This is a genomic window from Streptomyces sp. NBC_01445 (genome assembly GCF_035918235.1).
Taxonomy (GTDB): Bacteria; Actinomycetota; Actinomycetes; order Streptomycetales; family Streptomycetaceae; genus Streptomyces.
In genome coordinates this window covers 3,688,014-3,711,991 of sequence record NZ_CP109485.1, presented here as the reverse complement: position 1 = coordinate 3,711,991, position 23,978 = coordinate 3,688,014, and the positions used below count along the sequence as shown (strand labels likewise).

The window sequence follows — 23,978 nt, the reverse complement described above, 5'->3', positions numbered from 1 at the left end:
AGGCTTCTCCGCAGATCAGCGCACCCGCCCTCGTCCGGACGCATGAGCGGCAACTGACTGGTACGTGCAAATTATTTGGGATGCCCCGGAATAGGAACACAGAGGCATCCCGGCTCGTTGTCACGACGTGAGCACGACACCACCTGTTCTCGCCGCAGAGCTGGCACAGGCGTGGGCCGACATTCAGCGGCACCACCCCGAGCTGCCAGATCTAGCCGCGCCCGAATCCCTGATCGGGGAGTCGTCGTCCGCCTGCGGACACGAGCTCTCCTTCGAGCGACTCCTCCATGAGGCAGTCCATGGCATCGCCGCCGCCCGAGGAGTACGCGACACCTCCCGCGCCGGCCGGTACCACAACCGCAGATTCCTCGCCATCGCCGAAGAGCTGGGCCTCGACCACCCCGAGGAGCCGCACCCCAGCAGCGGCTTCTCGCTGGTGACGCTCAACCCCGAGGCGAAGCAGCGTTACCGGCCGACGATCGAGCGGCTCAAGAACGCCCTCAAGGCGCACACCGTGGCCACGGCCGCGGACACCAAGCGCAGCTTCCGCGGCCCGGCCGCGCGGCACGGCTCCTCCGGGGGCGGCGTCCGCGTCAAGGCGGTCTGCGACTGCGGGCGCAATGTGCGCGTGGTGCCCTCGGTCCTCGCCCAGGCCCCGATCGTCTGCGGCGGCTGCGGCAAGCCGTTCCGCATCCCGGAGGCCGTCGGCGCGGGCGTCGGGTGATCTCCAGCTGATCTTCGGTGAGGGTGTGCGACCTGCTGCGGGGCGCCCAGACCGGATTCGGCCGCCCCGCCGGCGTATGGCACAATGGCTAGCTGTACTCGACAGCCGCACAGGAACCCTCTCGCCTCCGGCTGACGCGTCCATCGGGCACTCCGAGTACCGCAACCCCACGTGGCATCCCGTTGTGCCCAACCACGTCAAGACCAGGAGACACCACTCCAGTGGCAGTCAAGATCAAGCTGAAGCGTCTGGGCAAGATCCGTTCGCCTCACTACCGCATCGTCGTCGCCGACTCCCGTACCCGCCGTGACGGCCGGGCCATCGAGGAGATCGGCCTGTACCACCCGGTACAGAACCCCTCGCGCATCGAGGTCAACTCGGAGCGTGCCCAGTACTGGCTGTCCGTCGGCGCCCAGCCGACCGAGCCGGTCATGGCCATCCTGAAGCTCACCGGTGACTGGCAGAAGCACAAGGGCCTCCCGGCCCCCGCGCCGCTGCTCGTCGCGGAGCCCAAGGACAAGCGCGCCGCGTTCGAGGCCTTCACCAAGGGTCTCGAGGGCGACGACGCCAAGGGTGAGGCCATCACCCCGAAGGCCAAGAAGGCTGACAAGAAGGCGGACGAGGCCCCGGCCGAGTCCACCGAGTCCACCGAGGCCTGAGCATGCTCGAGGAGGCTCTTGAGCACCTCGTGAAGGGCATCGTCGACAACCCCGACGATGTGCAGGTCGCCTCGCGCAACCTGCGCCGTGGGCGCGTACTCGAGGTCCGGGTTCACCCCGATGACCTCGGCAAGGTGATCGGCCGTAACGGCCGCACCGCGCGTGCCCTGCGTACCGTCGTGGGCGCCATCGGCGGCCGCGGTGTCCGCGTCGACCTCGTCGACGTGGACCAGGTTCGCTGAGCCGGACCAACGGTTCGGCGACAAATGAAGCACCGGCTCGGGCCGGGGAGGGCCTCAGGGCCGTCCCCGGCCCGTGGCCGTATGACAGGAGAGTTGTTCACGTGCAGCTGGTAGTCGCGCGCATCGGCCGCGCCCACGGCATCAAGGGCGAGGTCACCGTCGAGGTACGCACCGACGAGCCCGAGCTGCGGCTCGGCCCCGGTGCCGTGCTCGCCACCGCCCCCGCCTCCGCGGGGCCGCTGACGATCGAGACCGGCCGCGTGCACAGCGGCCGCCTCCTGCTGCGCTTCGAGGGCGTACGCGACCGTACGGCCGCCGAGGCCCTGCGCAACACGCTCCTGATCGCCGAGGTCGACCCGGAGGAGCTGCCGGAGGACGAGGACGAGTTCTACGACCACCAGCTGATGGACCTGGACGTGGTCACCACGGACGGCGTCGAGGTCGGCCGGATCACCGAGATCTCGCACCTGCCCTCGCAGGACCTGTTCATCGTGGAGCGCCCCGACGGCAGCGAGGTGATGATCCCCTTCGTCGAGGAGATCGTCACCGAGATCGACCTCGAGGAGCAGCGGGCGATCATCGACCCGCCGCCCGGACTCATCGACGACCGTGCCGAGATCGCCTCCAGCCGCGACGCCGACGAGGGCTCTGACGAGGACTCCGGCAAGGGCTCCGAGGCGGGCGGCGCCTGATGCGGCTCGACGTCGTCACGATCTTCCCCGAGTACCTCGACCCGCTGAACGTCTCCCTCGTCGGCAAGGCCCGCGCGCGCGGGCAGCTCGACGTACGAGTGCACGACCTCAGGGAGTGGACGTACGACCGGCACAACACGGTCGACGACACCCCCTACGGCGGCGGCCCCGGCATGGTCATGAAGACCGGCCCCTGGGGCGACGCCCTCGACGACGTGCTCGCCGAAGGCTACGAGACCGGGTCTCACGGCCCCGCCCTCGTCGTCCCCACGCCCAGCGGACGCCCCTTCACCCAGGAGCTCGCCGTCGAGCTCTCCGAGCGCCCGTGGCTGGTCTTCACGCCCGCGCGCTACGAGGGCATCGACCGCCGCGTCATCGACGAGTACGCGACCCGGATGCCGGTCTACGAGGTCTCCATCGGCGACTACGTGCTCGCCGGCGGAGAGGCCGCCGTACTCGTCGTCACGGAGGCCGTCGCGCGACTGCTGCCCGGAGTCCTCGGCAACGCCGAGTCCCACCGGGACGACTCCTTCGCGCCCGGCGCCATGGCCAACCTCCTCGAAGGGCCCGTTTACACCAAGCCCCCCGAGTGGCGCGGACAGGGCATCCCTGACGTGCTGCTCAGCGGCCACCACGGCAAGATCGCGCGCTGGCGCAGGGACGAGGCGCTGCGGCGCACCACCCGCAACAGGCCCGATCTCGTGGAGCGTTGCGACCCCTCGGTCTTCGACAAGAAGGACCGCGAGATGCTCTCCATCCTGGGGTGGCGGCCGGGCCCGGACGGCCGATTTGGGCGAGACCCCGAAGCCGTGGAAGAATAGGCCGCTGCTGTACGTCCAGCGTGCGCCCCTGCCACAGGGGGAACGACGCCCGCCCGACGCGATCAGCTACCGAATCCTCATTTCGAACACTCCCGCCGATGACCTGTGGCATCGGTGAAGAAAGCAGACGATCATGTCTCACCTGCTCGACTCCGTCGACAGCGCGTCGCTGCGCAGCGACATCCCGGCCTTCCGCCCGGGTGACACCGTCAACGTCCACGTCCGCGTCATCGAGGGCAACCGCTCCCGTGTGCAGCAGTTCAAGGGCGTAGTCATCCGCCGCCAGGGCGCCGGTGTCCGCGAGACCTTCACGGTCCGCAAGGTCTCCTTCTCCGTCGGCGTCGAGCGCACGTTCCCGGTGCACACCCCGATCGTCGAGAAGATCGAGCTCGTCACCCGCGGTGACGTGCGTCGCGCGAAGCTCTACTACCTGCGCGACCTGCGCGGCAAGGCCGCGAAGATCAAGGAGAAGCGCGACAACTGAGCTCGCGCACGGGGTCACAGCCGGGCCGGATAGCATCTGGCCTCGATGGACACCGAAGCACAGACAACGGAACGCGATCGCGCCTCCCAACCCTCCGTACACGAGGGCGAGGAGGAGCGGTCGCGTTTCGCGTTTGTGCCGTGGGCCGCGTCCTGGCTCCCCGGCGGCCGCCTGACCCTGTCGGCGCTGCTCTGCCTTGTTCTGCTGCTCGTGCTGAGCATCTTCGTGATGCAGCCCTTCCAGATCCCCAGCGGTTCCATGGAGCCCGCATTGAGAGTCGGGGACCGCGTGCTCGTAAACAAGTTGGCGTACCGTTTCGGTGCTGAGCCGCAGCGGGGCGACGTCGTGGTCTTCGACGGGACCGGGTACTTCGGTGACGCCGACTACATCAAGCGAGTCGTGGGCGTGGGGGGAGACCATGTGGTCTGCTGCGACAGCAAGGGGAGGATCGGGGTGAACGGCGAACCGGTGGACGAGAGTTCGTTCCTGTACCCCGGGAACACCCCCTCGAAGGTCCCCTTCGACCTCGTCGTGCCCGACGGCACCCTCTTCCTGCTCGGTGATCACCGGGCCGACTCCCGGGACTCACGCGACTACCTGGGCGCGCCCGGCGGCGGCATGGTCCCCGTGGGCGAAGTGATCGGCAGAGCCCAGTGGATCGCCTGGCCGACGGGCCACTGGGGCTCCCTGTCCCGTAACGACGTCTACGCGCGCGTGCCCGGACCCGGCGGTGCCCATGGGTAACCGCGGACGCTCCCACTCGCGCAGGGGCGGCGGCGACACCCGCCTGCCCACCGGGACGCGCCGCGCCGGCACCCCGCCACTGCCGGGCCGTGCCGAGCGGCGCAGGCTGGCGCGCAAGGTCAAGCGACGCCGACAGCGCTCCGCGCTCAAGGAGATCCCGCTCCTCATAGGCGTGGCGCTGCTCATAGCGCTCGTCCTGAAGACGTTCCTCGTCCAGGCCTTCGTGATCCCGTCGGGCTCCATGGAGCAGACGATCAGGATCGGCGACCGGGTCCTGGTCGACAAGCTCACCCCGTGGTTCGGCGCGAAGCCGCACCGCGGCGACGTCGTCGTCTTCAAGGACCCCGGCAAGTGGCTGGAACAGGAACAGGGCGCGAAGAAGGACGCCCCCGTCGGCGTCAAACAGGTGAAAGAAGGCCTCACCTGGATCGGCCTTCTGCCCTCCGACGACGAGCGCGACCTCATCAAGAGGGTCATCGCGGTCGGCGGTGACACCGTCAAGTGCTGCGACAAGCAGGGCCGCGTGACGGTCAACGGGACGCCCCTGAACGAGCCGTACATCCACCCCGGAGACGTGCCGTCGAAGTTCGAATTCGAGGTCAAGGTGCCCAAGGGGCGCCTGTTCGTGATGGGTGACCACCGCTCCAACTCGGCCGACTCGCGCTTCCACCGCACCGAGCCGTTCAGCGGCACCGTCTCGGAGAAGTCGGTCGTCGGCCGCGCCCGCGTCATCGCCTGGCCGGTCGGTCACTGGACCACGCTCCCGGAGCCGGACACCTACGCGACGGTGGCCGCCGCGCAGAGCAGATCGGCCGCGGCCCGGCAACCGTCGCATAGGGTGGCCTCCGAGGATCTGAACGGAATGATCCCTCTCCCGAGCCCTGCGGAACTCCCGCTCGTTATGGGAGTGGTGGGCCTGCATCGCGTATGGGACGACAGGCAGCGGCACGGAGTGAGGAGTGGATGTGGGGGACTTGGCGGTCGGCGCACGGTCAGGGCAAGGGCCCGACGAGCAGCCCGGGCGATCCGACGACGGAGCGGCATCGGCCGCTACGGGCGCCGTGAACCTCGACAATGGCGCCGCGAACGGCGACGGGCACGGTGGTGGACGGGGCGACGGCCCTGGTGACGGCCACGGTGACGGCGGCAGGGCGGGAGGCCGGGCGAAGAAGCCCCGCTCCTTCTGGAAGGAGCTTCCGCTCCTGATCGTCATCGCGCTGGTCCTGGCGCTGGTGATCAAGACGTTCCTGGTGCAGGCGTTCTCGATTCCGTCGGCGTCGATGGAGAACACCCTGCAGATCGGCGACCGCGTGCTCGTCGACAAGCTGACGCCGTGGTTCGGCTCCGAGCCCGGGCGCGGCGAGGTCATCGTCTTCCACGACCCGGACGGCTGGCTGAGGGACGAGCCGACGGCCGAGCCGAATCCGGTGCAGCGCCTCCTCGGCTGGATCGGCCTGATGCCGTCCACCAACGAGAAGGACCTCATCAAGCGCGTCATCGGCGTCGGCGGTGACACGATCGAGTGCAACGGGACGGGCCCGCTCGAGGTCAACGGCAAGGCGCTGAACGAGCCGTACGTCTATCCGGGGAACACCCCGTGCAGCGACGACAATGTGGGCGGCAAGTTCAAGGTCACCGTACCCATTGGCAAAGTTTGGGTCATGGGTGACCACCGCCAGGACTCCATGGACTCCCGGTACCACCAGCAGGACAGCAACCAGGGCTTCGTGCCCGTGGACAACGTCGTGGGCCGCGCGATCGTGGTCGCCTGGCCGCCCACCCGCTGGACGACCCTGCCGGTGCCGGACACGTTCGACCAGCCGGGCCTCAGCGCGGCGATGGGAGCGGCTCCGGGCGCGCTCGGGCTCGCGGGCGCCGCACCACTCGTGCTGTGGCGCAGGCGTCGGCTTACCCAGGGGAACACCAGGGTTTCTGAGGCGAAGACCGCCGGGTAGGGTGCCGTCCCAGATCGCCGATCTTCCACGGCGAGTCTCCGAGGCGGGGAGCAACTGGGATGAGCAGGACACGTCGTACGGACGAGGGCCATGGCCGGCTCGGCAGCACGCTGTCGGGGTTGGCCGTGGCCCTCGGCTGTGTGCTGTTCCTGGGCGGGTTCGTGTGGGGCGCCATCGTGTACCAGCCGTACACCGTGCCCACCGAGTCGATGACGCCGACGATCGGCGCGGGCGACCGGGTCCTCGCGCAGCGGATCGACGGCAGTGAGGTCAAGCGCGGCGACGTCGTCGTCTTCACGGAGTCGGCGTGGGGCGACATGCCCATGGTCAAGCGCGTCGTCGGCATCGGCGGCGACAAGATCGCCTGCTGCGAGGCCGGCAAGCTGACCGTCAACGGCAAGGAGATTGCTGAACCGTATCTCCCCAAGGGACAGGGCCCCTCGGCCACGGGCATCCCCACCACCACGGTCCCTGAGGGCCGCCTCTTCCTGCTCGGCGACGAGCGCAGCGGCTCTCTCGACTCCAGCGTCCACATCGGCGACTCCAGCCACGGAACGGTGCCGCGCAGCGCCGTCGCCGCCCGGGTCGACGCCGTGGCCTGGCCGATGGACGGCATGCTCGCGCGACCCACCGGCTTCGAGACGCTGCCGGGCGGACTCTCCCAGCCGGGTCCCCTGAAGCTGGTCCTGGCCGCCGTGGTCGCGGGCGCCGTGCTGGTGCTCGGCGGTGCCGCGTACGGGCCGATCGCCAAGCGCGCGAGCAAGGGCCGCGGCCGGTCGCGCGCGTCGGCGGGGGAGCGGGCCCTTGCGGGCTGAGCCTCCCGGGGCCGGCCGGGAGCTGCGGAAGGTCGCACGGGTCGTACTGCTCGATCCCGACGACCGCATTCTGCTGCTGCACGGGCACGAGCCGGGGGACACCGCCGACGACTGGTGGTTCACCCCGGGCGGCGGCCTGGAGGGCGACGAGACCCGTGAGCAGGCCGCGCTGCGCGAGCTCGCGGAGGAGACCGGCATCACGGACGTCGAGCTCGGCCCGGTCCTGTGGCGCCGCACCTGCTCCTTCCCGTTCGACGGGCGGCGCTGGGACCAGGACGAGTGGTACTTCCTGGCCCGGACGACGGCCGCGGTGGCCGGGGCGGAGATCGCCGGGGCGGGCCTGACCGAGCTGGAACGGCGCAGCGTCGCCGGAGCACGTTGGTGGACGTGCCGGGAACTGACCGAGGCACATGAGACGGTGTATCCGACCAGGCTCGCCGGGCTGCTGGAACGGCTGCTCGACGAGGGTCCCCCGAGTCGTCCCGAAGTCCTCGACACGGAAATCGTCTAGAGGCGTACGGGGCTGACGCACAATAGGGGGACGCACGGCTGAAGGGGAACATGCCATGAGCGCCGAGGACCTCGAGAAGTACGAGACCGAGATGGAGCTGAAGCTCTACCGGGAGTACCGCGACGTCGTCGGTCTGTTCAAATACGTGATCGAGACCGAACGGCGCTTCTATCTCACCAACGACTACGAGATGCAGGTGCACTCGGTCCAGGGTGAGGTTTTCTTCGAGGTATCCATGGCGGATGCCTGGGTGTGGGACATGTACAGGCCCGCACGGTTCGTGAAGCAGGTCCGGGTGCTCACGTTCAAGGACGTGAACATCGAGGAGCTGAACAAGACCGATCTGGAGCTGCCGGGCGGGTGAGCCGGGGCTTCTGAGCGGGTGAGCCGGGGCTCTCGGGCGGGCGATCCGAGGCTCTCGGGTGGGTGACTTCGCTGGATTGGGCGGCCGGGTTATCCACAACGCGTGAGTAGTTCACCAAGATCCACTTCTTCGGCGTCCATGCCTCAGCGTGGGCGTCGGAGGTGGTGCCGACATGAACGCGTCCAAGGCACGCAGCGCACTCGGAAAGTACGGCGAGGAGCTGGCCGCACGGCGGCTGGCGGAGTCCGGAATGACGGTCATCGAGCGCAACTGGCGCGCGGGGCGGACCGGTGAGATCGACATCGTCGCCCGGGAGGGCGACGCGCTCGTCGTCTGCGAGGTGAAAACCCGCAGGGCGGGCGGCCCCGCCGGGTCCTTCGAGCATCCGATGGCCGGGGTCACCCCCGTCAAGGCCCAGCGGCTGCGCGACCTGGCGGAGCGCTGGGTTCAGGAACACGGGGGAGCGCCACCCGGCGGCGTACGCATCGATCTGGTCGGGGTCCTCCTGCCGGAGCGCGGCGCCCCCGTCGTCGAGCACGCGCGGGGTGTGGCCTGATGGGATTCGCGCGCACATGCTCCGTGGCTCTCGTCGGGGTCGAGGGGGTGGTCGTCGAGGTCCAGGCCGACCTGGAGCCCGGGGTCGCCGCGTTCACGCTGGTCGGACTGCCCGACAAGAGCCTGTCGGAGAGCCGCGACCGGGTCAGGGCGGCAGTCGTCAACTCCGGCGGGGAGTGGCCGCAGAAGAAACTCACGGTGGGGCTCAGCCCGGCGTCCGTGCCGAAGAGCGGCAGCGGATTTGACTTGGCCATCGCCAGCGCCGTGCTGGGAGCGGCCGAGCGAATCGATCCGAGGGTCCTCTCCGAGGTCGTGATGATCGGCGAGCTGGGACTCGACGGCCGCGTACGGCCCGTTCGCGGGGTGCTCCCGGCCGTCCTCGCGGCGGCCGACGCGGGCTACGAACAGGTCGTGGTCCCGGAGTGCTCGGCCGGCGAGGCCGCGCTAGTCCCGGGCGTCTCCGTCCTCGGCGTACGGAGCCTGCGGCAGCTCATCGCGGTCCTGACGGACGAGCCGGTCCCGGACGAGCCGCCTGACGAGACCGGACGCCCCGACCCGATGCTCGCGGGCCTGAGCATCCCGGGCCAGGGCCTCGGCGTGGGTCTCGCCGGGATGCCGCACGACGCCCACATCCTCGATCTGGCCGATGTCGTCGGCCAGCGCGCCGCACGCACGGCGATCGAGGTCGCCGCCGCCGGGGCCCACCACGTCCTCCTCCAGGGACCGCCAGGTGCCGGAAAGACCATGCTCGCCGAGCGGCTGCCGCTGGTCATGCCGCCGCTCACCCGCGAGGAAGCCCTCGAAGTGACGGCCATCCACTCGGTGGCGGGCATGCTGCCGCCGGGCAAACCGATGGTCGACTCCGCCCCTTACTGCGCGCCACACCACTCGGCGACGATGCAGTCTCTCGTCGGCGGCGGACAGGGGATGCCGCGGCCGGGCGCCGCGTCGTTGTCCCACAGAGGGGTGCTCTTTCTTGACGAGGCGCCGGAATTCAGCGGCCAGGCACTCGACGCGCTGCGCCAGCCGCTGGAGTCGGGCCACGTGGTCATCGCCCGCAGTGCCGGGGTGGTGCGCCTGCCCGCCCGCTTCCTGATGGCCCTGGCCGCCAATCCGTGCCCGTGTGGCAACCACTCGCTCGTGGGTGGCGGCTGCGAGTGCCCGCCGGCTGCGGTCCGCCGCTATCAGGCGCGCCTTTCCGGGCCGCTGCTCGACCGGGTCGACCTCAGAGTGGACGTGGAGCCCGTCACGCGTGCGGAGCTGACCGGGAGCGGCGCACAGGGCGAGACCACCGCCGTCGTCCGCGAGCGGGTGCGGGCTGCCCGCGAGAGGGGCGCGGCACGGCTCGCGGACACGCCCTGGCGGACGAACAGCGAGGTGCCCGGGCACGCGCTGCGCACTCGGTGGCCCGCCGCGCCGGGGGCCATGGACGATGTCGAGACCGATCTGGAGCGCGGCTTCCTGACCGCCCGGGGCGTCGATCGTGTGCTGCGGGTGGCGTGGACTGTCGCGGACCTCTGCGGCCGGGACCGGCCACGCGCACAGGACGTGGCGCTCGCCCTTCAGCTGCGCACCGGGATCTCGCGCGGCGTGGCCATGGCCCTCGGGGGGTCGGCATGAGCGGAGCGGCGGTCTCCGACGGGATCCGGCTCGCGAGGGCCGCCCTCACCAGGATCGTCGAGCCCGGCGACGAGACGGCGGGGCGGTGGCTGAGGGAGTTCGGGGCGGTGGAGGTCGCGCGGCGCATCGTCGAGGACGGGGAGCGGCTGCCCGGGGTGAGCGAGGGCCGCTGGGCGGGGCTGAGGGCCAGAGCGGCCGACGTGCTGCCCGAGCGTGACCTGGAACTGGCGGCGGGCGCGGGCGCGCGGATCGTGTGTCCCGGGGACGCGGAGTGGCCGGCCCAGCTGGACGATCTCGGCGACGCGCGGCCCGTCGCCCTATGGGTGCGGGGGCGGCCGTCCCTGCGGATATGGGCGCTGCGGTCCGTCGGCGTAGTGGGGGCGCGGGCCTGCACGGACTACGGGGCACGGGTGGCGGCGAGCCTCGGTGCGGGGCTCGCGGAGCGCGGCAGCGTCGTTGTGTCGGGCGGGGCGTACGGGGTGGACGCGGCCGCCCATCGCGGGACCCTCGGTGCGAGCGGTGCCACCGTGGCGGTCCTGGCCTGCGGGGTCGACCGGCCCTATCCGCGCGGCCATGTCCAGTTGATCGAGCGGATCGCGGAACAGGGGCTCGTCATCGCGGAGTTGCCGCCGGGTGATCATCCGACGCGGAGCAGATTCATCCTCCGTAACCGCGTGATCGCCGCGCTCACCCGGGGGACCGTCGTCGTGGAGGCCGCCTACCGCAGCGGTGCTCTTGGTACGGCGCGGTGGGCGCAGCGCCTCGGCCGTCACACGATGGGGGTTCCTGGGCCGGTCACGAGTACGTGCTCCGAAGGGGTGCACGAACTGCTGCGAGGGGAAGCGGTTCTCGTCACCGACGCGGCGGAAGTCATGGAGCTGGTCGGGGACATGGGGGACCTCGCCCCGGCGCGCCGCGGACCCGTACTGCCGCACGACCTGCTCGCGCCGGGTGCCGCGGCGGTCCTGGCGGCGCTGCCCGCCGGCGGAACCGTCGGGGCGGGGGACATCGCCCGGGCCGCGGGCACCGGAGTCGACGACGCGATCGGGAGGTTGTACGAACTGCGCTCACTGGGGTTCGTCGAACGACACAGCGATGGCTGGCAGTTGACACGCCAGGCGATCCGGCCTGTCTTGCCGGAAGGAGATGATCGGTGACGGAGGGTGTTGCGCCGTCCGGATGACGGCCGAACCCCTTGGCGTTACGGGGCGTTGGCGTTTCGGCCCGGTCACGTACAGCGACGGATGTGACCCCGCAAGTCGCCCAACGGAACGTATCTGCGCACGTGCGATCCAATAGCCTTCGCACACTGCGACACTCCAGTCACGCTACGCTCACCAGGATTCCGGCTCGTTCGGTTCAATCCCGAATCAGCCCGGCAACGAAGAGCAACCACGATCAGATGGGCAACCGAGCATCAGACAGGCAACTTCGGATCTTTACCCTCAGTCCGGCGCCAGGCGCACAAATCCCCAGTTCACGGCAGAACGGCACAAGGCGACGAATGCCCCAGCACACCTCCGGGCCTGACCGGGCTGCGGTTCCCCCCGCTGCCCGTGGCAGCGTGCGGCCTCCTGCTCCCTCGTCGCTCGAGGAGCTGTGGAGGTCGTACAAGACGACGGGCGACGGGCGATTGCGCGAGCAGCTCATCCTGCACTACTCGCCGCTGGTCAAGTACGTCGCGGGCCGCGTCAGCGTCGGGCTGCCGCCCAATGTCGAACAGGCCGACTTCGTGTCCTCGGGGGTCTTCGGACTGATCGACGCGATCGAGAAATTCGACATCGAGCGCGAGATCAAGTTCGAGACGTACGCGATCACCCGGATCCGCGGCGCCATGATCGACGAACTCCGGGCGCTCGACTGGATTCCACGCTCCGTGCGGCAGAAGGCGCGCAACGTCGAGCGGGCCTACGCCACGCTCGAGGCGCAGCTGCGGCGGACCCCGTCGGAGAGCGAGGTGGCCGCAGAGCTCGGCATCAGGGTCGAGGAACTGCACGCGGTCTTCAGCCAGTTGTCCCTCGCGAACGTGGTGGCTCTGGAAGAGCTGCTGCACGCCGGTGGCGAGAGCGGCGACCGGCTCAGCCTGATGGACACGCTCGAGGACCACGCCGCCGACAACCCGGTCGAAGTCGCCGAGGACCGGGAGCTGCGGCGGTATCTGGCGCGAGCGATCAACACGCTGCCGGAGCGCGAGAAGACCGTCGTGACGCTCTACTACTACGAGGGCCTCACCCTCGCGGAGATCGGCAATGTGCTCGGCGTGACCGAGAGCCGCGTCAGTCAGATCCACACCAAGTCCGTCCTCCAGCTTCGCGCGAAGCTGGCCGGCTTCCGGCGCTGACGATGCGGAATCGTCCCTGCCGGGCCGTGCGTGGGGCAGGACGACTCCCGCTGCGCGCCTCCCGTCCGTAAAGTGGTGACGTGCCAAGGATTCGAGCGGCCTCAGTGGCCGAGCACCGGTCGATGCAGCGCGGCGCCCTTCTGGACGCGGCGCGTTCCCTGTTGTCCGAGGGCGGGACGGAGGCGCTGACCTTCCCCGCGCTCGCCGAGCGCACCGGGCTCGCCCGGTCCTCCGTGTACGAGTACTTCCGGTCGCGGGCCGCGGTCGTCGAAGAGCTCTGCGAGGTCGACTTCCCCGTCTGGGCGGCGGAGGTCTCCACGGCGATGGAGCGCGCCGGGACCCCCGAGGGCAAGGTCGAGGCGTATGTGCGGGAGCAGCTCTCGCTGGTGGGCGACCGCCGGCACCGCGCCGTCGTGGCCATCTCGGCGAGCGAACTCGACTCAGGGGCGCGCGAGAAGATCCGCGCCGCCCACGGCGGGCTGGTCGCGATGATCGTCGAGGCGCTCGCCGACATGGGCCACGCGGAACCGCGCCTCGCGGCGATGCTCCTTCAGGGGGTGGTGGACGCGGCGGTCCGGCGCATCGAACTGGGCGCGGCGGAAGACCCCTCGGCCATCACCGAAGCGGCCGTGAGCATGGCCCTCCGGGGCGTCAGCGGCTGATCCAGGGCGCGAGCCCTAGGGGCTTTCGTTTGGATCATGCAGGGCTCGCGGGGTCTGGTGCCGCACCTCGCGGCGTTGTCGTCAGTTGCCGACTCCCCCAAGCTCTCGGCTGCGTTCGAGGAGGGGGGACCTCCATCGCGTCGACTCCCTCCTCCCTCCGCCTTGCGATGCATGCTCCACCTGCTCTCGGCTTCGCTCGAGCAGGGGACCCCCATGACCCCGCTCCCTGATCCGGCCTGATCCAAACGAAGGGCCCTAGGGGTCGGCGGGATCAAGCGCAAACGGGACCGGCCCCGGCGCGGCACCCATCGCCGTACCGGCGTTGGCCATCGCCCCGCCCGGCAGCAGAGGCGAGAAGGTCCTCGGTGCGCCGGCCAGCACGGCACCTGCACGAACGGCCGACCGGACCGGCAGAAGCGGGACCGGAAGAAGCGGGACCGGCGACGGCGGGTCGGCCCAGGGCGCGCCGCCCATCCCCGCCCCCGCGCCACCCGCCCCCGGCACCGGCAGGAGTCGCGACGAACCCTGGCGCAACAGCCGGGACAGTGGGTCGAGGTAGGTGTCACCCCGTAGCAAGCCCCAGTGCAGGCAGGACGTCGGGCCGCAGTGGTTGGTCGCGGGTTCCAGCACGCCCAGTACCTCGCCCGGTGCTACCCGGGCGCCCTCCTTCACCGATGGCGTCACCGGTTCATACGTAGTCCGTAGGGGTGGATCGCCCGTGCCTGACAGTTCCACCGCCACCACCCCTCTGCCCGCCACGCGGCCCGCGAACGACACCCGGCCCCGCGCCACCGCTCTGACCGAGGCGCCGACCGGCGCGGCCAGGTCCACGCCGCGGTGGCCCGCCCCGTACTCCGTCGCCGGCGGGGCCCAGCCCCGTACGATCGGGGGCCGCGTACCCACCGGCCAGGCGGCGCCCACGGCCGGTACCGGCGGGGGCGGCACGAGACCCGCCAGCGCCGCGGTCATCGTCAGCATCAGTCGCATGCACTGAACGGTCCCGTCCCGACGCGATCCGCGGGGATCATGGACCCGAACTGTGGACTACCGACCGGTTGTGGACAGCGGCGTCACCCGGCGCCTCGCGGGTCCCGTACACTTCTGATGGCGATCGGGGTCACCCGATCGACTTCGCACGCCCCAACACCAGGTCATTCGTGACGGTGTCCGCGCTCCTCGGTCCCTCGTGGCACAGCGCGCGGGGCGTCAGGCGCGACAGCAATCCTGCGGTCGCGGCAACCGAGAACCCAAGGAGTACGGCCATGGCCGTCGTCACGATGCGGGAGCTGCTGGAAAGCGGCGTCCACTTCGGTCACCAGACCCGTCGCTGGAACCCGAAGATGAAGCGCTTCATCTTCACCGAGCGCAACGGCATCTACATCATCGACCTGCTCCAGTCGCTGTCGTACATCGACCGCGCCTACGAGTTCGTCAAGGAGACCGTCGCCCACGGCGGCACGGTCATGTTCGTCGGTACGAAGAAGCAGGCGCAGGAGGCGATCGCCGAGCAGGCGACCCGCGTCGGCATGCCCTACGTCAACCAGCGCTGGCTGGGCGGCATGCTCACCAACTTCTCGACCGTCTACAAGCGTCTGCAGCGCCTCAAGGAGCTCGAGCAGATCGACTTCGAGGATGTGGCCGCGTCCGGCCTCACCAAGAAGGAGCTGCTCGTCCTCTCCCGCGAGAAGGCCAAGCTGGAGAAGACCCTCGGCGGTATCCGCGAGATGTCCAAGGTGCCCAGCGCCGTCTGGATCGTGGACACCAAGAAGGAGCACATCGCGGTCGGTGAGGCCCGGAAGCTCAACATCCCGGTCGTCGCCATCCTCGACACCAACTGCGACCCCGACGAGGTCGACTACAAGATCCCGGGCAACGACGACGCGATCCGCTCCGTCACCCTGCTCACCCGCGTGATCGCCGACGCCGTCGCCGAGGGCCTCATCGCCCGCTCCGGTGCCGCCACTGGCGACCAGAAGCCGGGCGAGAAGGCCGCGGGCGAGCCGCTCGCCGAGTGGGAGCGCGACCTGCTCGAGGGCGAGAAGAAGGCCGACGAGAAGCCGGCCGCCGAGGCTGAGGTCCAGACCTCCGCCGAGACGGAGAAGGTCGCCGACGCCGAGGCCGAGGTCGTCACCGAGGTCGTCACCGAGGTCGTCACCGAGGTTGTCGCCGAGGCTCCGGCCGCGGACGCCGAGCAGGCCTGAACCTCACCGGTTCGGTAGTTGACGGCGGGGGCCGAGTCGGCCCCCGCCGTTCACCCGTAGATCTTTCAGACTTCGAGAGAGAATTTCAGATCATGGCGAACTACACCGCCGCTGACGTCAAGAAGCTCCGTGAGCTCACGGGCGCCGGCATGATGGACTGCAAGAAGGCGCTCGACGAGGCCGACGGCAGCGTCGACAAGGCCGTCGAGGCCCTGCGCATCAAGGGCCAGAAGGGCGTCGCCAAGCGCGAGGGCCGCTCCGCCGAGAACGGCGCTGTCGTCTCCCTCATCGCCGACGACAACACCTCCGGTGTCATCCTCGAGCTGAAGTGCGAGACGGACTTCGTCGCCAAGGGTGAGAAGTTCCAGGCCGTCGCGAACTCCCTCGCCGCCCACGCCGCCAAGACGAACCCGGCCGACATCGCGGCGCTCCTCGCGTCCGAGATCGAGCCCGGCAAGACCGTCCAGGCGTACGTCGACGAGGCCAACGCCAACCTCGGCGAGAAGATCGTCCTCGACCGCTTCGCGCAGTTCTCCGGCGCCTACGTCACCGCGTACATGCACCGCACCATGCCCGACCTGCCCCCGCAGATCGGTGTTCTGGTCGAGCTGGACAAGGCCGACGCCGACCTCGCCAAGGGCATCGCGCAGCACATCGCCGCCTTCGCGCCGAAGTACCTCTCCCGTGAGGACGTCCCGGCCGAGGTCGTCGAGTCCGAGCGTCGCGTCGCCGAGGAGACCACGCGCGCCGAGGGCAAGCCCGAGGCCGCTCTCCCGAAGATCGTCGAGGGTCGCGTCAACGGCTTCTTCAAGGAGGCCACCCTCCTCGGCCAGCCGTACGCGCTGGACAACAAGAAGTCCGTGCAGAAGGTCCTGGACGAGGCCGGTGTCACCCTGAAGCGCTTCTCGCGCATCAAGGTCGGCATCTGAGTCCGTACCGCGACAGCCGGAAGACACCGCTAGGGTCGACGAGATCCCAGTAGGGTCGACAGCAGTCTCCCGCGTACGCCGCCACGCGCGCGTCCGCGCCGGGCGACCGCAGATGTGACGAGGAGGCCATTGCCGAGTATGGGATGCGAACAACACCCCACCGGCAGTGGCCTTCTTTGTATGTGTGCCAAGTAAAGAGGCGAGATCACCATGACCACCACCAAGGCCGACAAGGGCGACAAGAGCGACGACGGCAAAGGCGCGGGGCGCTTTTTGCTGAAGCTGTCCGGCGAGGCGTTCGCCGGTGGCGGGGGTCTGGGCGTCGACCCCGACGTGGTGCACAAGATCGCCCGTGAGATCGCGGCCGTCGTGCGCGACGGCGCGCAGATCGCCGTCGTCATCGGCGGCGGCAACTTCTTCCGCGGCGCCGAGCTCCAGCAGCGCGGCATGGACCGGGCCCGCTCCGACTACATGGGCATGCTCGGCACCGTCATGAACTGCCTCGCGCTCCAGGACTTCCTGGAGAAGGAGGGCATCGACAGCCGCGTGCAGACCGCCATCACCATGGGGCAGGTCGCCGAGCCGTACATCCCGCTGCGCGCCGTGCGCCACCTGGAGAAGGGCCGCGTCGTCATCTTCGGCGCCGGTATGGGCATGCCGTACTTCTCCACCGACACGACCGCCGCCCAGCGCGCCCTGGAGATCGACGCCGAGGCGCTGCTCATGGGCAAGAACGGGGTGGACGGGGTCTACGACTCCGACCCGAAGACCAACCCCGAGGCCGTGAAGTTCGACGCGCTCAGCTACGGCGAGGTCATCACCCGCGACCTCAAGGTCGCCGACATGACCGCGATCACCCTGTGCCGCGACAACAAGCTGCCCATCCTCGTCTTCGAACTGCTCGCCGAGGGCAATATCGCGCGAGCGGTCAAGGGTGAGAAGATCGGCACGCTCGTGGGCGACCACGGAACGCGGGCCTGACACGACCCCCCGCCAGGGGATGGACAATGTCCTGCCGGTCGGACACCGTGCAGGAAAGACACACGACGCAGCCGGCCGCCCTGGGCGCATGCCGGGCCTCACTCAAGACACGCAGGAGCAAGTGGTGATCGAAGAGACCCTCCTCGAGGCCGAGGAGAAGATGGAGAAGGCCGTCGTGGTCGCCAAGGAGGACTTCGCCGCGATCCGCACCGGCCGTGCGCACCCGGCGATGTTCAACAAGATCGTGGCGGACTACTACGGCGCGCTGACCCCGATCAACCAGCTGGCCTCGTTCTCCGTGCCCGAGCCGCGGATGGCCGTGGTGACCCCGTTCGACAAGAGCGCGCTGCGCAACATCGAGCAGGCGATCCGCGACTCGGACCTCGGCGTCAACCCGAGCAACGACGGCAACATCATTCGTGTGACGTTCCCGGAGCTGACCCAGGACCGCCGCAAGGAGTACATCAAGGTCGCCAAGACCAAGGCCGAGGACTCCAAGATCTCGATCCGCTCCATCCGCCGCAAGGCCAAGGAGACGATCGACAAGCTCGTCAAGGACGGCGAGGTCGGCGAGGACGAGGGCCGCCGCGCCGAGAAGGAGCTCGACGACACCACCGCGAAGTACGTCGCCCAGGTGGACGAGCTGCTCAAGCACAAGGAAGCCGAGCTGCTCGAGGTCTGAGGAATTCCGTGAACGACTCTTCCTGGGGAGCGCCGACCGGAGCCGGCTACTGGGGGCCGCCCGACCAGGGGCCCTCCCAGGGGGCTTCCCCGGCAGGTCCCGCGTACGAACAGCATGCGGTTGAGGAGACTCGGCCCATGCCCATCGTGCCCGAAATGCCCGAGGTACCCGCCGGTGGTCGTGACCAGGACGACGATCGGGGGGCTGCTCGGCCGAGCGGTCCCCTGTTCCGCGACGAGTCGCAGGGTGGGAGCGGGCACGAGGACCCTCGCGAGGGGCAGCACGAACCGCAGCATCAGACACAGCACGAACCGCAGCAGACACAGGATCAGACACACCGCCCGACGCAGCACCAGACGCCGTATGTGACGCCGCACGAGGCGCAGCACGAGAGCCGGCAGGAGCCCATGCCAAGCGCCGCACAGCCCGCCCCCGCACCGCCGAAGAAGAGCGCGGGCCGTGACCTCGGGGCCGCCATAGGAGTCGGGGTGGGGCTCGGCGCGGTGATCGTCGCGTCGCTCTTCATCGTCAAGGCCGTGTTCGTCGGCGTGGTAGCGGTGGCCGTCGTCGTCGGCCTCTGGGAGCTCACCTCGCGGCTCGAGGAGCGCAAGGGCATCAAGGCGCCGCTCGTGCCGCTCGCGATCGGCGGCGCGGCGATGGTCGTCGCCGGATACGTCCGCGGCACCGAGGGCGCCTGGGTGGCGATGGCGCTCACCGCGCTCGCGGTCCTGGTCTGGCGCATGACGGAGCCCCCCGAGGGCTACCTCAGGGACGTCACGGCGGGTGTCTTCGCAGCGTTCTACGTGCCGTTCCTCGCGACCTTCGTGGCGCTCATGCTCACCGCGGACGACGGGCCGCAGCGCGTTCTGACGTTCCTGCTGCTGACGGTCGTCAGCGACACCGGCGCGTACGCGATCGGCTGGCGCTTCGGCAAGCACAAGCTCGCCCCGCGCATCAGCCCCGGCAAGACCCGCGAGGGGCTGGTCGGCGCGGTGACGTTCGCGATGGCCGCCGGCGCGCTGTGCATGCAGTTCCTGATCGACGGCGGTGCCTGGTGGCAGGGTCTGCTGCTCGGGCTCGCGGTCGCGGCCAGCGCCACGCTCGGCGACCTCGGCGAGTCGATGATCAAGCGCGACCTGGGGATCAAGGACATGGGCACGCTCCTCCCCGGGCACGGCGGGATCATGGACCGCCTCGACTCGCTGCTCCCGACGGCGCCGGTGGTCTGGCTGCTCCTGGTGATCTTCGTCGGAGCCGGCTGACCGGCCCGATCATCCCGCCTGACCTGCGCGGATTCAGGTGACGGGCTCGTTGTCCACAGGGCGGCGGGCCCGTTGTCGTATGCCTGCGACGCTGGAAGGGTTATGCCTAAGACGGTGTCTCACGTGGCGCTTTGGTGATGCGGCATGATGCCGCCCGAACGTGATCACTGGTCAGGCTCGGCTGCGATTGGTCAGGCCCGGGTCACCGGTGCCTGCAATTCCGTCACCCGGCCGTCAGCGTTCTCGGGACGCTCCAGGTTGACCTCGCGGGGGTATCCGTTCGGCCGGTAGCCGTTGGCATCGGCCCAGCGGGCCAGGGTCTGGGCGGTGGGGAGGACGGTGTCCATCGAACCGCGGCTGGTCAATCGCGTCCGGCCTCCTCGTCTCGGGCCCGGCGGCGGAGCTCCACGCGCGCCGCGGGGCTGAGGGGATACGCCGCCAAGCGCACAGAGAGGCGGTACAAGCGACGCCGCAGGGCGGTGCGGCCGGGCTGCCTGGCCAGTCGCTCGTAGGTCGCGGTCCACTCCCGCTGTGTATTCACGGCGTCGTTGGGGATGGTGTGGTCCATACCGTGAATTAGATCGCGTGTTCGAATTAGTCTGCAAGCGGACTCGCCCCTTGTCCCATCTCGAACGATCTGATCCCGGCCCGGACCTGTGTCCTGGGGCGACCGGCTGAACTGCCGCCGATCCTGGGCGGCGGTCCTGGCGGAGCCGGGCTGGGACATGCCCCGGAGGTTCCGGACCAGTCGGCTCAGTCTGCGTCCGCCAGTACGGAACGCAGTGCTTGCGTGATCGCCGCGTCATCCGCGCCCAGCGTCCGGGCTTCATCCCGGAATCGCCGGGCCAGGGGCGCGAGTTCCTCAGGAGAAGGGTGCTTGGCCGAAGGGGGCAGGGGCGCCACCCGGGTCCCCGCACCACGCCGGGCGCGGATCAGGCCCGCGCCCTCCAGCTCTCGGTAGGCCCGGGCGACCGTGCCGGCAGCCAGCCCCAGATCGGACGCCAGCTGCCGGATGGTCGGCAGCCGTTCGCCCTCCGGCAGTCGCCCTGAGGAGATCAGGGTCGCGAGCTGGGCACGGATCTGCTCGTAAGGCGGGACGGGACTGGCGGTGTCCACCCGCACGGCCGGGCCGGTCACCGCTGGGCCGCCCTCGGCGAGACGACGGTGAACAGGCACCAGATCGCGGTGCTCAGGGAGACCAGGCAGATGGGGACGAGGGTCCAGGCGGCCACGCTGCCGAGCATGCCGTCGCAGCTCAGCCCGCGCAGCGACCCGGCGGCACTCCACGCGGTGCCGGCCAGGGGAGCGGCGACCAGAAGGCCCCACGCTGCGGTGATGGCCGACGCCCGGTCGCGGCGCTCCTGATCATCGCCGGGGCGGCGGGTGATGTGCCGCAGGGCATGACCGCAGGCGCCGGTGCCGAGGGCCAGGGAGGCGAGGGCCGGACCGGCGTAGAAGGACCCGGGCCAGGGGCCATGGGATTCGGTCACGCCAGAGCAGGCCATCGTGAGCACACGTCCCGCCCGGCCCATGTCGTCGGGGGAGCCGATCGCGGTCGCGGTGACGAGGAGCGCGATGAGCAGGGCCGCCTCGATGAGCAGTACCACCGTCAGCTGGGGCGGAACGTAGTCGCGGATCCGGCGTGGGGCGAGCCCGGCAGTGCGGACGGCGCCTTGAGGGCGGGCAGTGATGTATTCGCCGAGCAGGACACCGGCCGCGGCGCAGAGGCCGAACACGGGTATGGCGATCAGGGCTCCAGTCCCGAGCCCGCCGGAGTTGTCGATCAGATAGAGGGAGAGGAGGGCGCCGGCGGTCAGGCCGCCGAAGCGTGCGTAGCGGTCGGCGCGGGCGCGGGACGGAGGCGGAACGGTGTCGAGCATGAGGGGACCCCCGATGTGTGCACTTGTGTCAAGTCATAGATACAAACCGTAGGTAGCAAGATGGCCCACCCGGGATCTTGTGTCAAATGCTCAGTACAAGAAGTCGGGTAGTGGGGCGATCTGTCCCGGACGCGGCGGACGTGGGCCGAGCGATGAGCCGGAACAGGCTCCCGGCGATCACTCGCATCGCCCCGGGCTGCCGGCGGGCTCAACCGTCGCCCACGACAGACGGGTGACCCGTGACATCAGTTGCCGATCAGCGTGCCCACCTGCATGGATCCTTCCGCAGGAGGGGCGGGCCGGGCCGTCTGCGGGCCGTCGGAGGAGGGCCCGCGACGACCCATGACGGCCAGTGACGACTACCGCTCATCTCTGTGAGCCCAGGTCACACAAATGGATCTGCGACACTGGAAGGGTTATGCCTAAGCCCGGAGAACTCACTTTCGTCGCCCCGCGCGGAGCCAAGAAGCCGCCGCGGCACCTCGCCGACCTCTCGCCCGCCGAGCGGAAGGAGGCCGTTGCCGCGATCGGTGAGAAGCCGTTCCGCGCCAAGCAGCTGTCGCAGCACTACTTCTCGCGGTTCGCGCACGACCCCGCGGAGTGGACCGACATCCCCGCCGGTTCGCGCGGCAAGCTGCAGGAGGCGCTGCTTCCGGAGCTGATGACGGTCGTCCGGCATCTGTCGACGGACCAGGACACCACCCGCAAGACCCTGTGGCGGCTCTTCGACGGCACGCTCGTCGAGTCCGTCCTGATGCGCTACCCGGACCGGGTCACCATGTGCATCAGCTCGCAGGCGGGCTGCGGAATGAACTGCCCGTTCTGCGCCACGGGACAGGCCGGCCTCGACCGGAACCTGTCGACGGGCGAGATCGTGCACCAGATCGTCGACGGCATGCGCGCGCTGCGCGACGGCGAGATCCCGGGCGGCCCGGCCCGCCTGAGCAACATCGTCTTTATGGGCATGGGCGAGCCCCTGGCCAACTACAAGCGGGTCGTCGGCGCCATCCGCGCGCTCACCGACCCCGAGCCCGACGGCGTCGGCCTCTCGCAGCGCGGGATCACCGTCTCGACCGTCGGTCTGGTCCCCGCCATGCACCGGCTCGCCGACGAGGGCCTCAAGTGCCGTCTCGCCGTCTCGCTGCACGCCCCCGACGACGAACTGCGCGACACCCTCGTCCCGGTCAACACGCGCTGGAAGGTCCGCGAGGTCCTCGACGCGGCGTGGGAGTACTCCGAGAAGTCGGGCCGCCGCATCTCCATCGAGTACGCGCTCATCCGCGACATCAACGACCAGGCCTGGCGCGGTGACCGGCTCGGCCGTCTGCTCAAGGGCAAGCGGGTCCACGTCAACCTGATCCCGCTGAACCCGACGCCGGGCTCGAAGTGGACGGCCTCGCGCCCCGAGGACGAGAAGGCCTTCGTCGAGGCCATCGCGGCCCACGGCGTGCCGGTCACCGTCCGCGACACCCGTGGCCAGGAGATCGACGGGGCGTGCGGCCAGCTCGCCGCCACCGAGCGGTAACCTGACTGGCGTACGTACATCTTCATATTCCGACAGGGGAGCGCCACAGCGCTGAGAGTGCGGCATCGGCCGCAGACCCTCTGAACCTTGCCCAGGTCATTCTGGGTAGGAAGTTCGGTCGCCACTCAAGCTGTTGCGCCCTGCCCGGGAATCGTCCGCGATCCCGGGCGGGGCCGCGTCTCTTCCTGGTCACCCAGGAGGGAACTTAAGTGAGCACCACCATCAAGGCCACGGCCGTCGCCATGGCGGCCGGTCTCGGACTCGTCGCGCTCTCCGCGTGCGGGGGATCCGGGTCCGGCCAGGACTCTGCGGAGTCCAAGACCGTCACCCTCGTCAGCCATGACTCGTGGGCCGTCTCCAAGAGCGTGCTCAAGGACTTCGAGAAGCGCTCCGGCTACAAGGTCACCGTCCTGAAGGACGGTGACGCGGGAGAGGCCGTGAACAAGGCCATCCTGTCCAAGGACAATCCGCAGGGCGACGTCCTCTTCGGCGTCGACAACACGCTCCTGTCGCGAGCCCTCGACAACGGTCTCTTCCAGCCGTACGAGGCCCAGGGCCTGGACCAGGTCCGCCCCGAGTACCAGCTCGACGGGGACAAGCACCGCGTCACCCCGATCGACACCGGCGACATCTGCGTCAACTACGACAAGAAGTACTTCGCCGATCACAAGCTGACGCCGCCCGCTTCGTTCGACGACCTCGCCAAGCCCGCGTACAAGAACCTGCTGGTCACGGAGAACGTGTCGACGTCGTCGCCCGGTCTCGGCTTCCTGCTCGGCAGCGCCGCGCAGTACGGCGACGAAGGCTGGCAGAGCTACTGGAAGAAGCTCAAGGCCAATGGCGTGAAGGTCGTCGACGGCTGGGAGCAGGCGTACAACGAGGAGTTCTCGGGCTCGGCCGGTGGCAGGAAGGCGGGCGGCGACCGGCCGCTCGTCGTGTCGTACGCGTCGTCGCCGCCGGCCGAGGCGATCTACTCGGACCCGCAGCCGAAGACCGCCCCGACCGGGGTCGCGACCGGCACCTGCTTCCGCCAGACCGAGTTCGCGGGCCTGCTGAGCAACGCGAAGAACGAGAAGGGCGGCAAGGCGCTCCTCGACTTCCTGATCGCGAAGGAGTTCCAGCAGGACATGCCGCTGAACATGTTCGTGGACCCGGTGACGAAGGACGCGGCCCTGCCCGCCGACTACGCGAAGTACGACATCAAGGTCGACGCACCGAAGACGATGGCGCCGAAGAAGATCGCCGACAACCGTGACGCCTGGGTCAAGTCGTGGACCTCGCTCGTACTGAAGTGACGCCGCCCGCAGGGCCTCCGGTCAAGCAACCGGT

Annotated in this window: 28 protein-coding genes and 1 pseudogene; 24 read left to right on the top strand and 5 right to left on the bottom strand. The window is 69.8% G+C overall.

Annotated features, from left to right (window positions below):
* The first annotated feature begins 127 nt into the window (after positions 1 to 127).
* The 17 genes from OG574_RS16805 to OG574_RS16725 all read left to right on the top strand — a co-directional run bounded on the left by OG574_RS16805 (position 128) and on the right by OG574_RS16725 (position 13,189).
* Complete coding sequence (locus tag OG574_RS16805) at positions 128 to 724, top strand: hypothetical protein (RefSeq protein ID WP_100595070.1); 597 nt, start codon at positions 128 to 130, stop codon at positions 722 to 724.
* 221 nt (positions 725 to 945) lie between these two features.
* Positions 946 to 1,383: a 30S ribosomal protein S16 gene (rpsP, locus tag OG574_RS16800; RefSeq protein WP_116509370.1), complete on the top strand. Its 438-nt coding sequence runs from the start codon at positions 946 to 948 to the stop codon at positions 1,381 to 1,383.
* Positions 1,384 to 1,385: 2 nt separating this feature from the next.
* Entirely contained in the window at positions 1,386 to 1,625 is a 240-nt protein-coding gene (locus OG574_RS16795; protein WP_014176063.1) for an RNA-binding protein, read from the top strand.
* A 101-nt stretch (positions 1,626 to 1,726) separates the two neighbouring features.
* Positions 1,727 to 2,317, top strand: a complete 591-nt coding sequence (gene rimM, locus OG574_RS16790; RefSeq protein WP_326773909.1) for a ribosome maturation factor RimM — start codon at positions 1,727 to 1,729, stop codon at positions 2,315 to 2,317.
* A complete protein-coding gene (gene trmD, locus OG574_RS16785; RefSeq protein ID WP_100595073.1) occupies positions 2,317 to 3,138 on the top strand; it encodes a tRNA (guanosine(37)-N1)-methyltransferase TrmD in 822 nt (273 codons plus the stop codon). Before rimM ends, trmD begins: the two co-directional genes overlap by 1 nt.
* Positions 3,139 to 3,271: 133 nt before the next feature.
* A complete protein-coding gene (gene rplS / locus OG574_RS16780; RefSeq protein WP_054235359.1) occupies positions 3,272 to 3,622 on the top strand; it encodes a 50S ribosomal protein L19 in 351 nt (116 codons plus the stop codon).
* Between the two features lie 45 nt (positions 3,623 to 3,667).
* On the top strand, positions 3,668 to 4,366 hold the full coding sequence (gene lepB / locus OG574_RS16775) for a signal peptidase I (protein WP_326773908.1): 699 nt from the start codon (positions 3,668 to 3,670) through the stop codon (positions 4,364 to 4,366).
* Complete coding sequence (gene lepB / locus OG574_RS16770; protein WP_326773907.1) at positions 4,359 to 5,495, top strand: signal peptidase I; 1,137 nt, start codon at positions 4,359 to 4,361, stop codon at positions 5,493 to 5,495. The genes lepB (OG574_RS16775) and lepB (OG574_RS16770) overlap by 8 nt, the downstream gene beginning before the upstream one ends.
* Positions 5,428 to 6,321, top strand: coding sequence for a signal peptidase I (gene lepB / locus OG574_RS16765; protein WP_100595076.1), 894 nt, complete (start codon positions 5,428 to 5,430; stop codon positions 6,319 to 6,321). The genes lepB (OG574_RS16770) and lepB (OG574_RS16765) overlap by 68 nt, the downstream gene beginning before the upstream one ends.
* Positions 6,322 to 6,380: 59 nt before the next feature.
* Complete coding sequence (gene lepB / locus OG574_RS16760) at positions 6,381 to 7,136, top strand: signal peptidase I (protein ID WP_326773906.1); 756 nt, start codon at positions 6,381 to 6,383, stop codon at positions 7,134 to 7,136.
* Positions 7,126 to 7,647: an NUDIX hydrolase gene (locus OG574_RS16755; RefSeq protein WP_100595078.1), complete on the top strand. Its 522-nt coding sequence runs from the start codon at positions 7,126 to 7,128 to the stop codon at positions 7,645 to 7,647. The genes lepB (OG574_RS16760) and OG574_RS16755 overlap by 11 nt, the downstream gene beginning before the upstream one ends.
* Positions 7,648 to 7,702: 55 nt before the next feature.
* Entirely contained in the window at positions 7,703 to 8,011 is a 309-nt protein-coding gene (locus OG574_RS16750) for a DUF2469 domain-containing protein (RefSeq protein WP_008745401.1), read from the top strand.
* 172 nt (positions 8,012 to 8,183) lie between these two features.
* Positions 8,184 to 8,567 carry a YraN family protein gene (locus OG574_RS16745; protein ID WP_100595079.1) on the top strand — a complete coding sequence of 128 codons (384 nt, stop codon included), beginning with the start codon at positions 8,184 to 8,186 and terminating at the stop codon, positions 8,565 to 8,567.
* Positions 8,567 to 10,186, top strand: coding sequence for a YifB family Mg chelatase-like AAA ATPase (locus OG574_RS16740; protein WP_326773905.1), 1,620 nt, complete (start codon positions 8,567 to 8,569; stop codon positions 10,184 to 10,186). The genes OG574_RS16745 and OG574_RS16740 overlap by 1 nt, the downstream gene beginning before the upstream one ends.
* Positions 10,183 to 11,343 carry a DNA-processing protein DprA gene (gene dprA, locus OG574_RS16735; RefSeq protein ID WP_326773904.1) on the top strand — a complete coding sequence of 387 codons (1,161 nt, stop codon included), beginning with the start codon at positions 10,183 to 10,185 and terminating at the stop codon, positions 11,341 to 11,343. Before OG574_RS16740 ends, dprA begins: the two co-directional genes overlap by 4 nt.
* Positions 11,344 to 11,690: 347 nt before the next feature.
* Positions 11,691 to 12,527: an RNA polymerase sigma factor WhiG gene (whiG, locus tag OG574_RS16730; RefSeq protein ID WP_326773903.1), complete on the top strand. Its 837-nt coding sequence runs from the start codon at positions 11,691 to 11,693 to the stop codon at positions 12,525 to 12,527.
* A gap of 104 nt (positions 12,528 to 12,631) precedes the next feature.
* Positions 12,632 to 13,189, top strand: a complete 558-nt coding sequence (locus tag OG574_RS16725) for a TetR/AcrR family transcriptional regulator (RefSeq protein WP_100595083.1) — start codon at positions 12,632 to 12,634, stop codon at positions 13,187 to 13,189.
* A 255-nt stretch (positions 13,190 to 13,444) separates the two neighbouring features.
* On the opposite strand, the gene OG574_RS52760 is transcribed toward OG574_RS16725, so the two are convergent.
* Entirely contained in the window at positions 13,445 to 14,176 is a 732-nt protein-coding gene (locus tag OG574_RS52760) for a murein hydrolase activator EnvC family protein (RefSeq protein ID WP_442816827.1), read from the bottom strand.
* A gap of 275 nt (positions 14,177 to 14,451) precedes the next feature.
* On the opposite strand from OG574_RS52760, the gene rpsB reads away from it, so the two are divergent.
* From rpsB to OG574_RS16695, 5 genes are all read left to right on the top strand, one after another.
* Positions 14,452 to 15,390: a 30S ribosomal protein S2 gene (rpsB, locus tag OG574_RS16715; RefSeq protein ID WP_326773902.1), complete on the top strand. Its 939-nt coding sequence runs from the start codon at positions 14,452 to 14,454 to the stop codon at positions 15,388 to 15,390.
* Positions 15,391 to 15,482: 92 nt separating this feature from the next.
* Complete coding sequence (tsf, locus tag OG574_RS16710) at positions 15,483 to 16,319, top strand: translation elongation factor Ts (protein ID WP_100595085.1); 837 nt, start codon at positions 15,483 to 15,485, stop codon at positions 16,317 to 16,319.
* Positions 16,320 to 16,529: 210 nt separating this feature from the next.
* Positions 16,530 to 17,300, top strand: a complete 771-nt coding sequence (gene pyrH, locus OG574_RS16705; protein ID WP_100595086.1) for a UMP kinase — start codon at positions 16,530 to 16,532, stop codon at positions 17,298 to 17,300.
* 124 nt (positions 17,301 to 17,424) lie between these two features.
* The gene (gene frr / locus OG574_RS16700) at positions 17,425 to 17,982 is read left to right on the top strand and encodes a ribosome recycling factor (protein ID WP_093780078.1); all 558 of its coding nucleotides are present in this window, start codon (positions 17,425 to 17,427) and stop codon (positions 17,980 to 17,982) included.
* Between the two features lie 8 nt (positions 17,983 to 17,990).
* Positions 17,991 to 19,244 (top strand): phosphatidate cytidylyltransferase, encoded by a 1,254-nt coding sequence (locus tag OG574_RS16695; RefSeq protein ID WP_326773901.1) that lies wholly within the window; start codon positions 17,991 to 17,993, stop codon positions 19,242 to 19,244.
* Positions 19,245 to 19,435: 191 nt separating this feature from the next.
* Here the strand turns inward: OG574_RS16695 and OG574_RS16690 are convergent.
* The 4 genes and pseudogenes from OG574_RS16690 to OG574_RS16675 all read right to left on the bottom strand — a co-directional run.
* Positions 19,436 to 19,609: pseudogene (locus OG574_RS16690) on the bottom strand (MerR family transcriptional regulator); the annotation flags it as partial.
* Positions 19,606 to 19,812 carry a hypothetical protein gene (locus tag OG574_RS16685; protein ID WP_326773900.1) on the bottom strand — a complete coding sequence of 69 codons (207 nt, stop codon included), beginning with the start codon at positions 19,810 to 19,812 and terminating at the stop codon, positions 19,606 to 19,608. The pseudogene OG574_RS16690 and the gene OG574_RS16685, both read right to left, overlap by 4 nt.
* A 185-nt stretch (positions 19,813 to 19,997) precedes the next feature.
* The gene (locus OG574_RS16680) at positions 19,998 to 20,381 is read right to left on the bottom strand and encodes a GntR family transcriptional regulator (RefSeq protein WP_326773899.1); all 384 of its coding nucleotides are present in this window, start codon (positions 20,379 to 20,381) and stop codon (positions 19,998 to 20,000) included.
* Positions 20,378 to 21,124 carry a hypothetical protein gene (locus OG574_RS16675; RefSeq protein WP_326773898.1) on the bottom strand — a complete coding sequence of 249 codons (747 nt, stop codon included), beginning with the start codon at positions 21,122 to 21,124 and terminating at the stop codon, positions 20,378 to 20,380. Before OG574_RS16675 ends, OG574_RS16680 begins: the two co-directional genes overlap by 4 nt.
* 418 nt (positions 21,125 to 21,542) lie before the next feature.
* On the opposite strand from OG574_RS16675, the gene rlmN reads away from it, so the two are divergent.
* Both rlmN and OG574_RS16665 read left to right on the top strand, forming a co-directional pair.
* On the top strand, positions 21,543 to 22,649 hold the full coding sequence (rlmN, locus tag OG574_RS16670) for a 23S rRNA (adenine(2503)-C(2))-methyltransferase RlmN (protein WP_326773897.1): 1,107 nt from the start codon (positions 21,543 to 21,545) through the stop codon (positions 22,647 to 22,649).
* A 242-nt stretch (positions 22,650 to 22,891) separates the two neighbouring features.
* The gene (locus OG574_RS16665; RefSeq protein WP_326778514.1) at positions 22,892 to 23,944 is read left to right on the top strand and encodes a thiamine ABC transporter substrate-binding protein; all 1,053 of its coding nucleotides are present in this window, start codon (positions 22,892 to 22,894) and stop codon (positions 23,942 to 23,944) included.
* Positions 23,945 to 23,978: the final 34 nt, after the last annotated feature.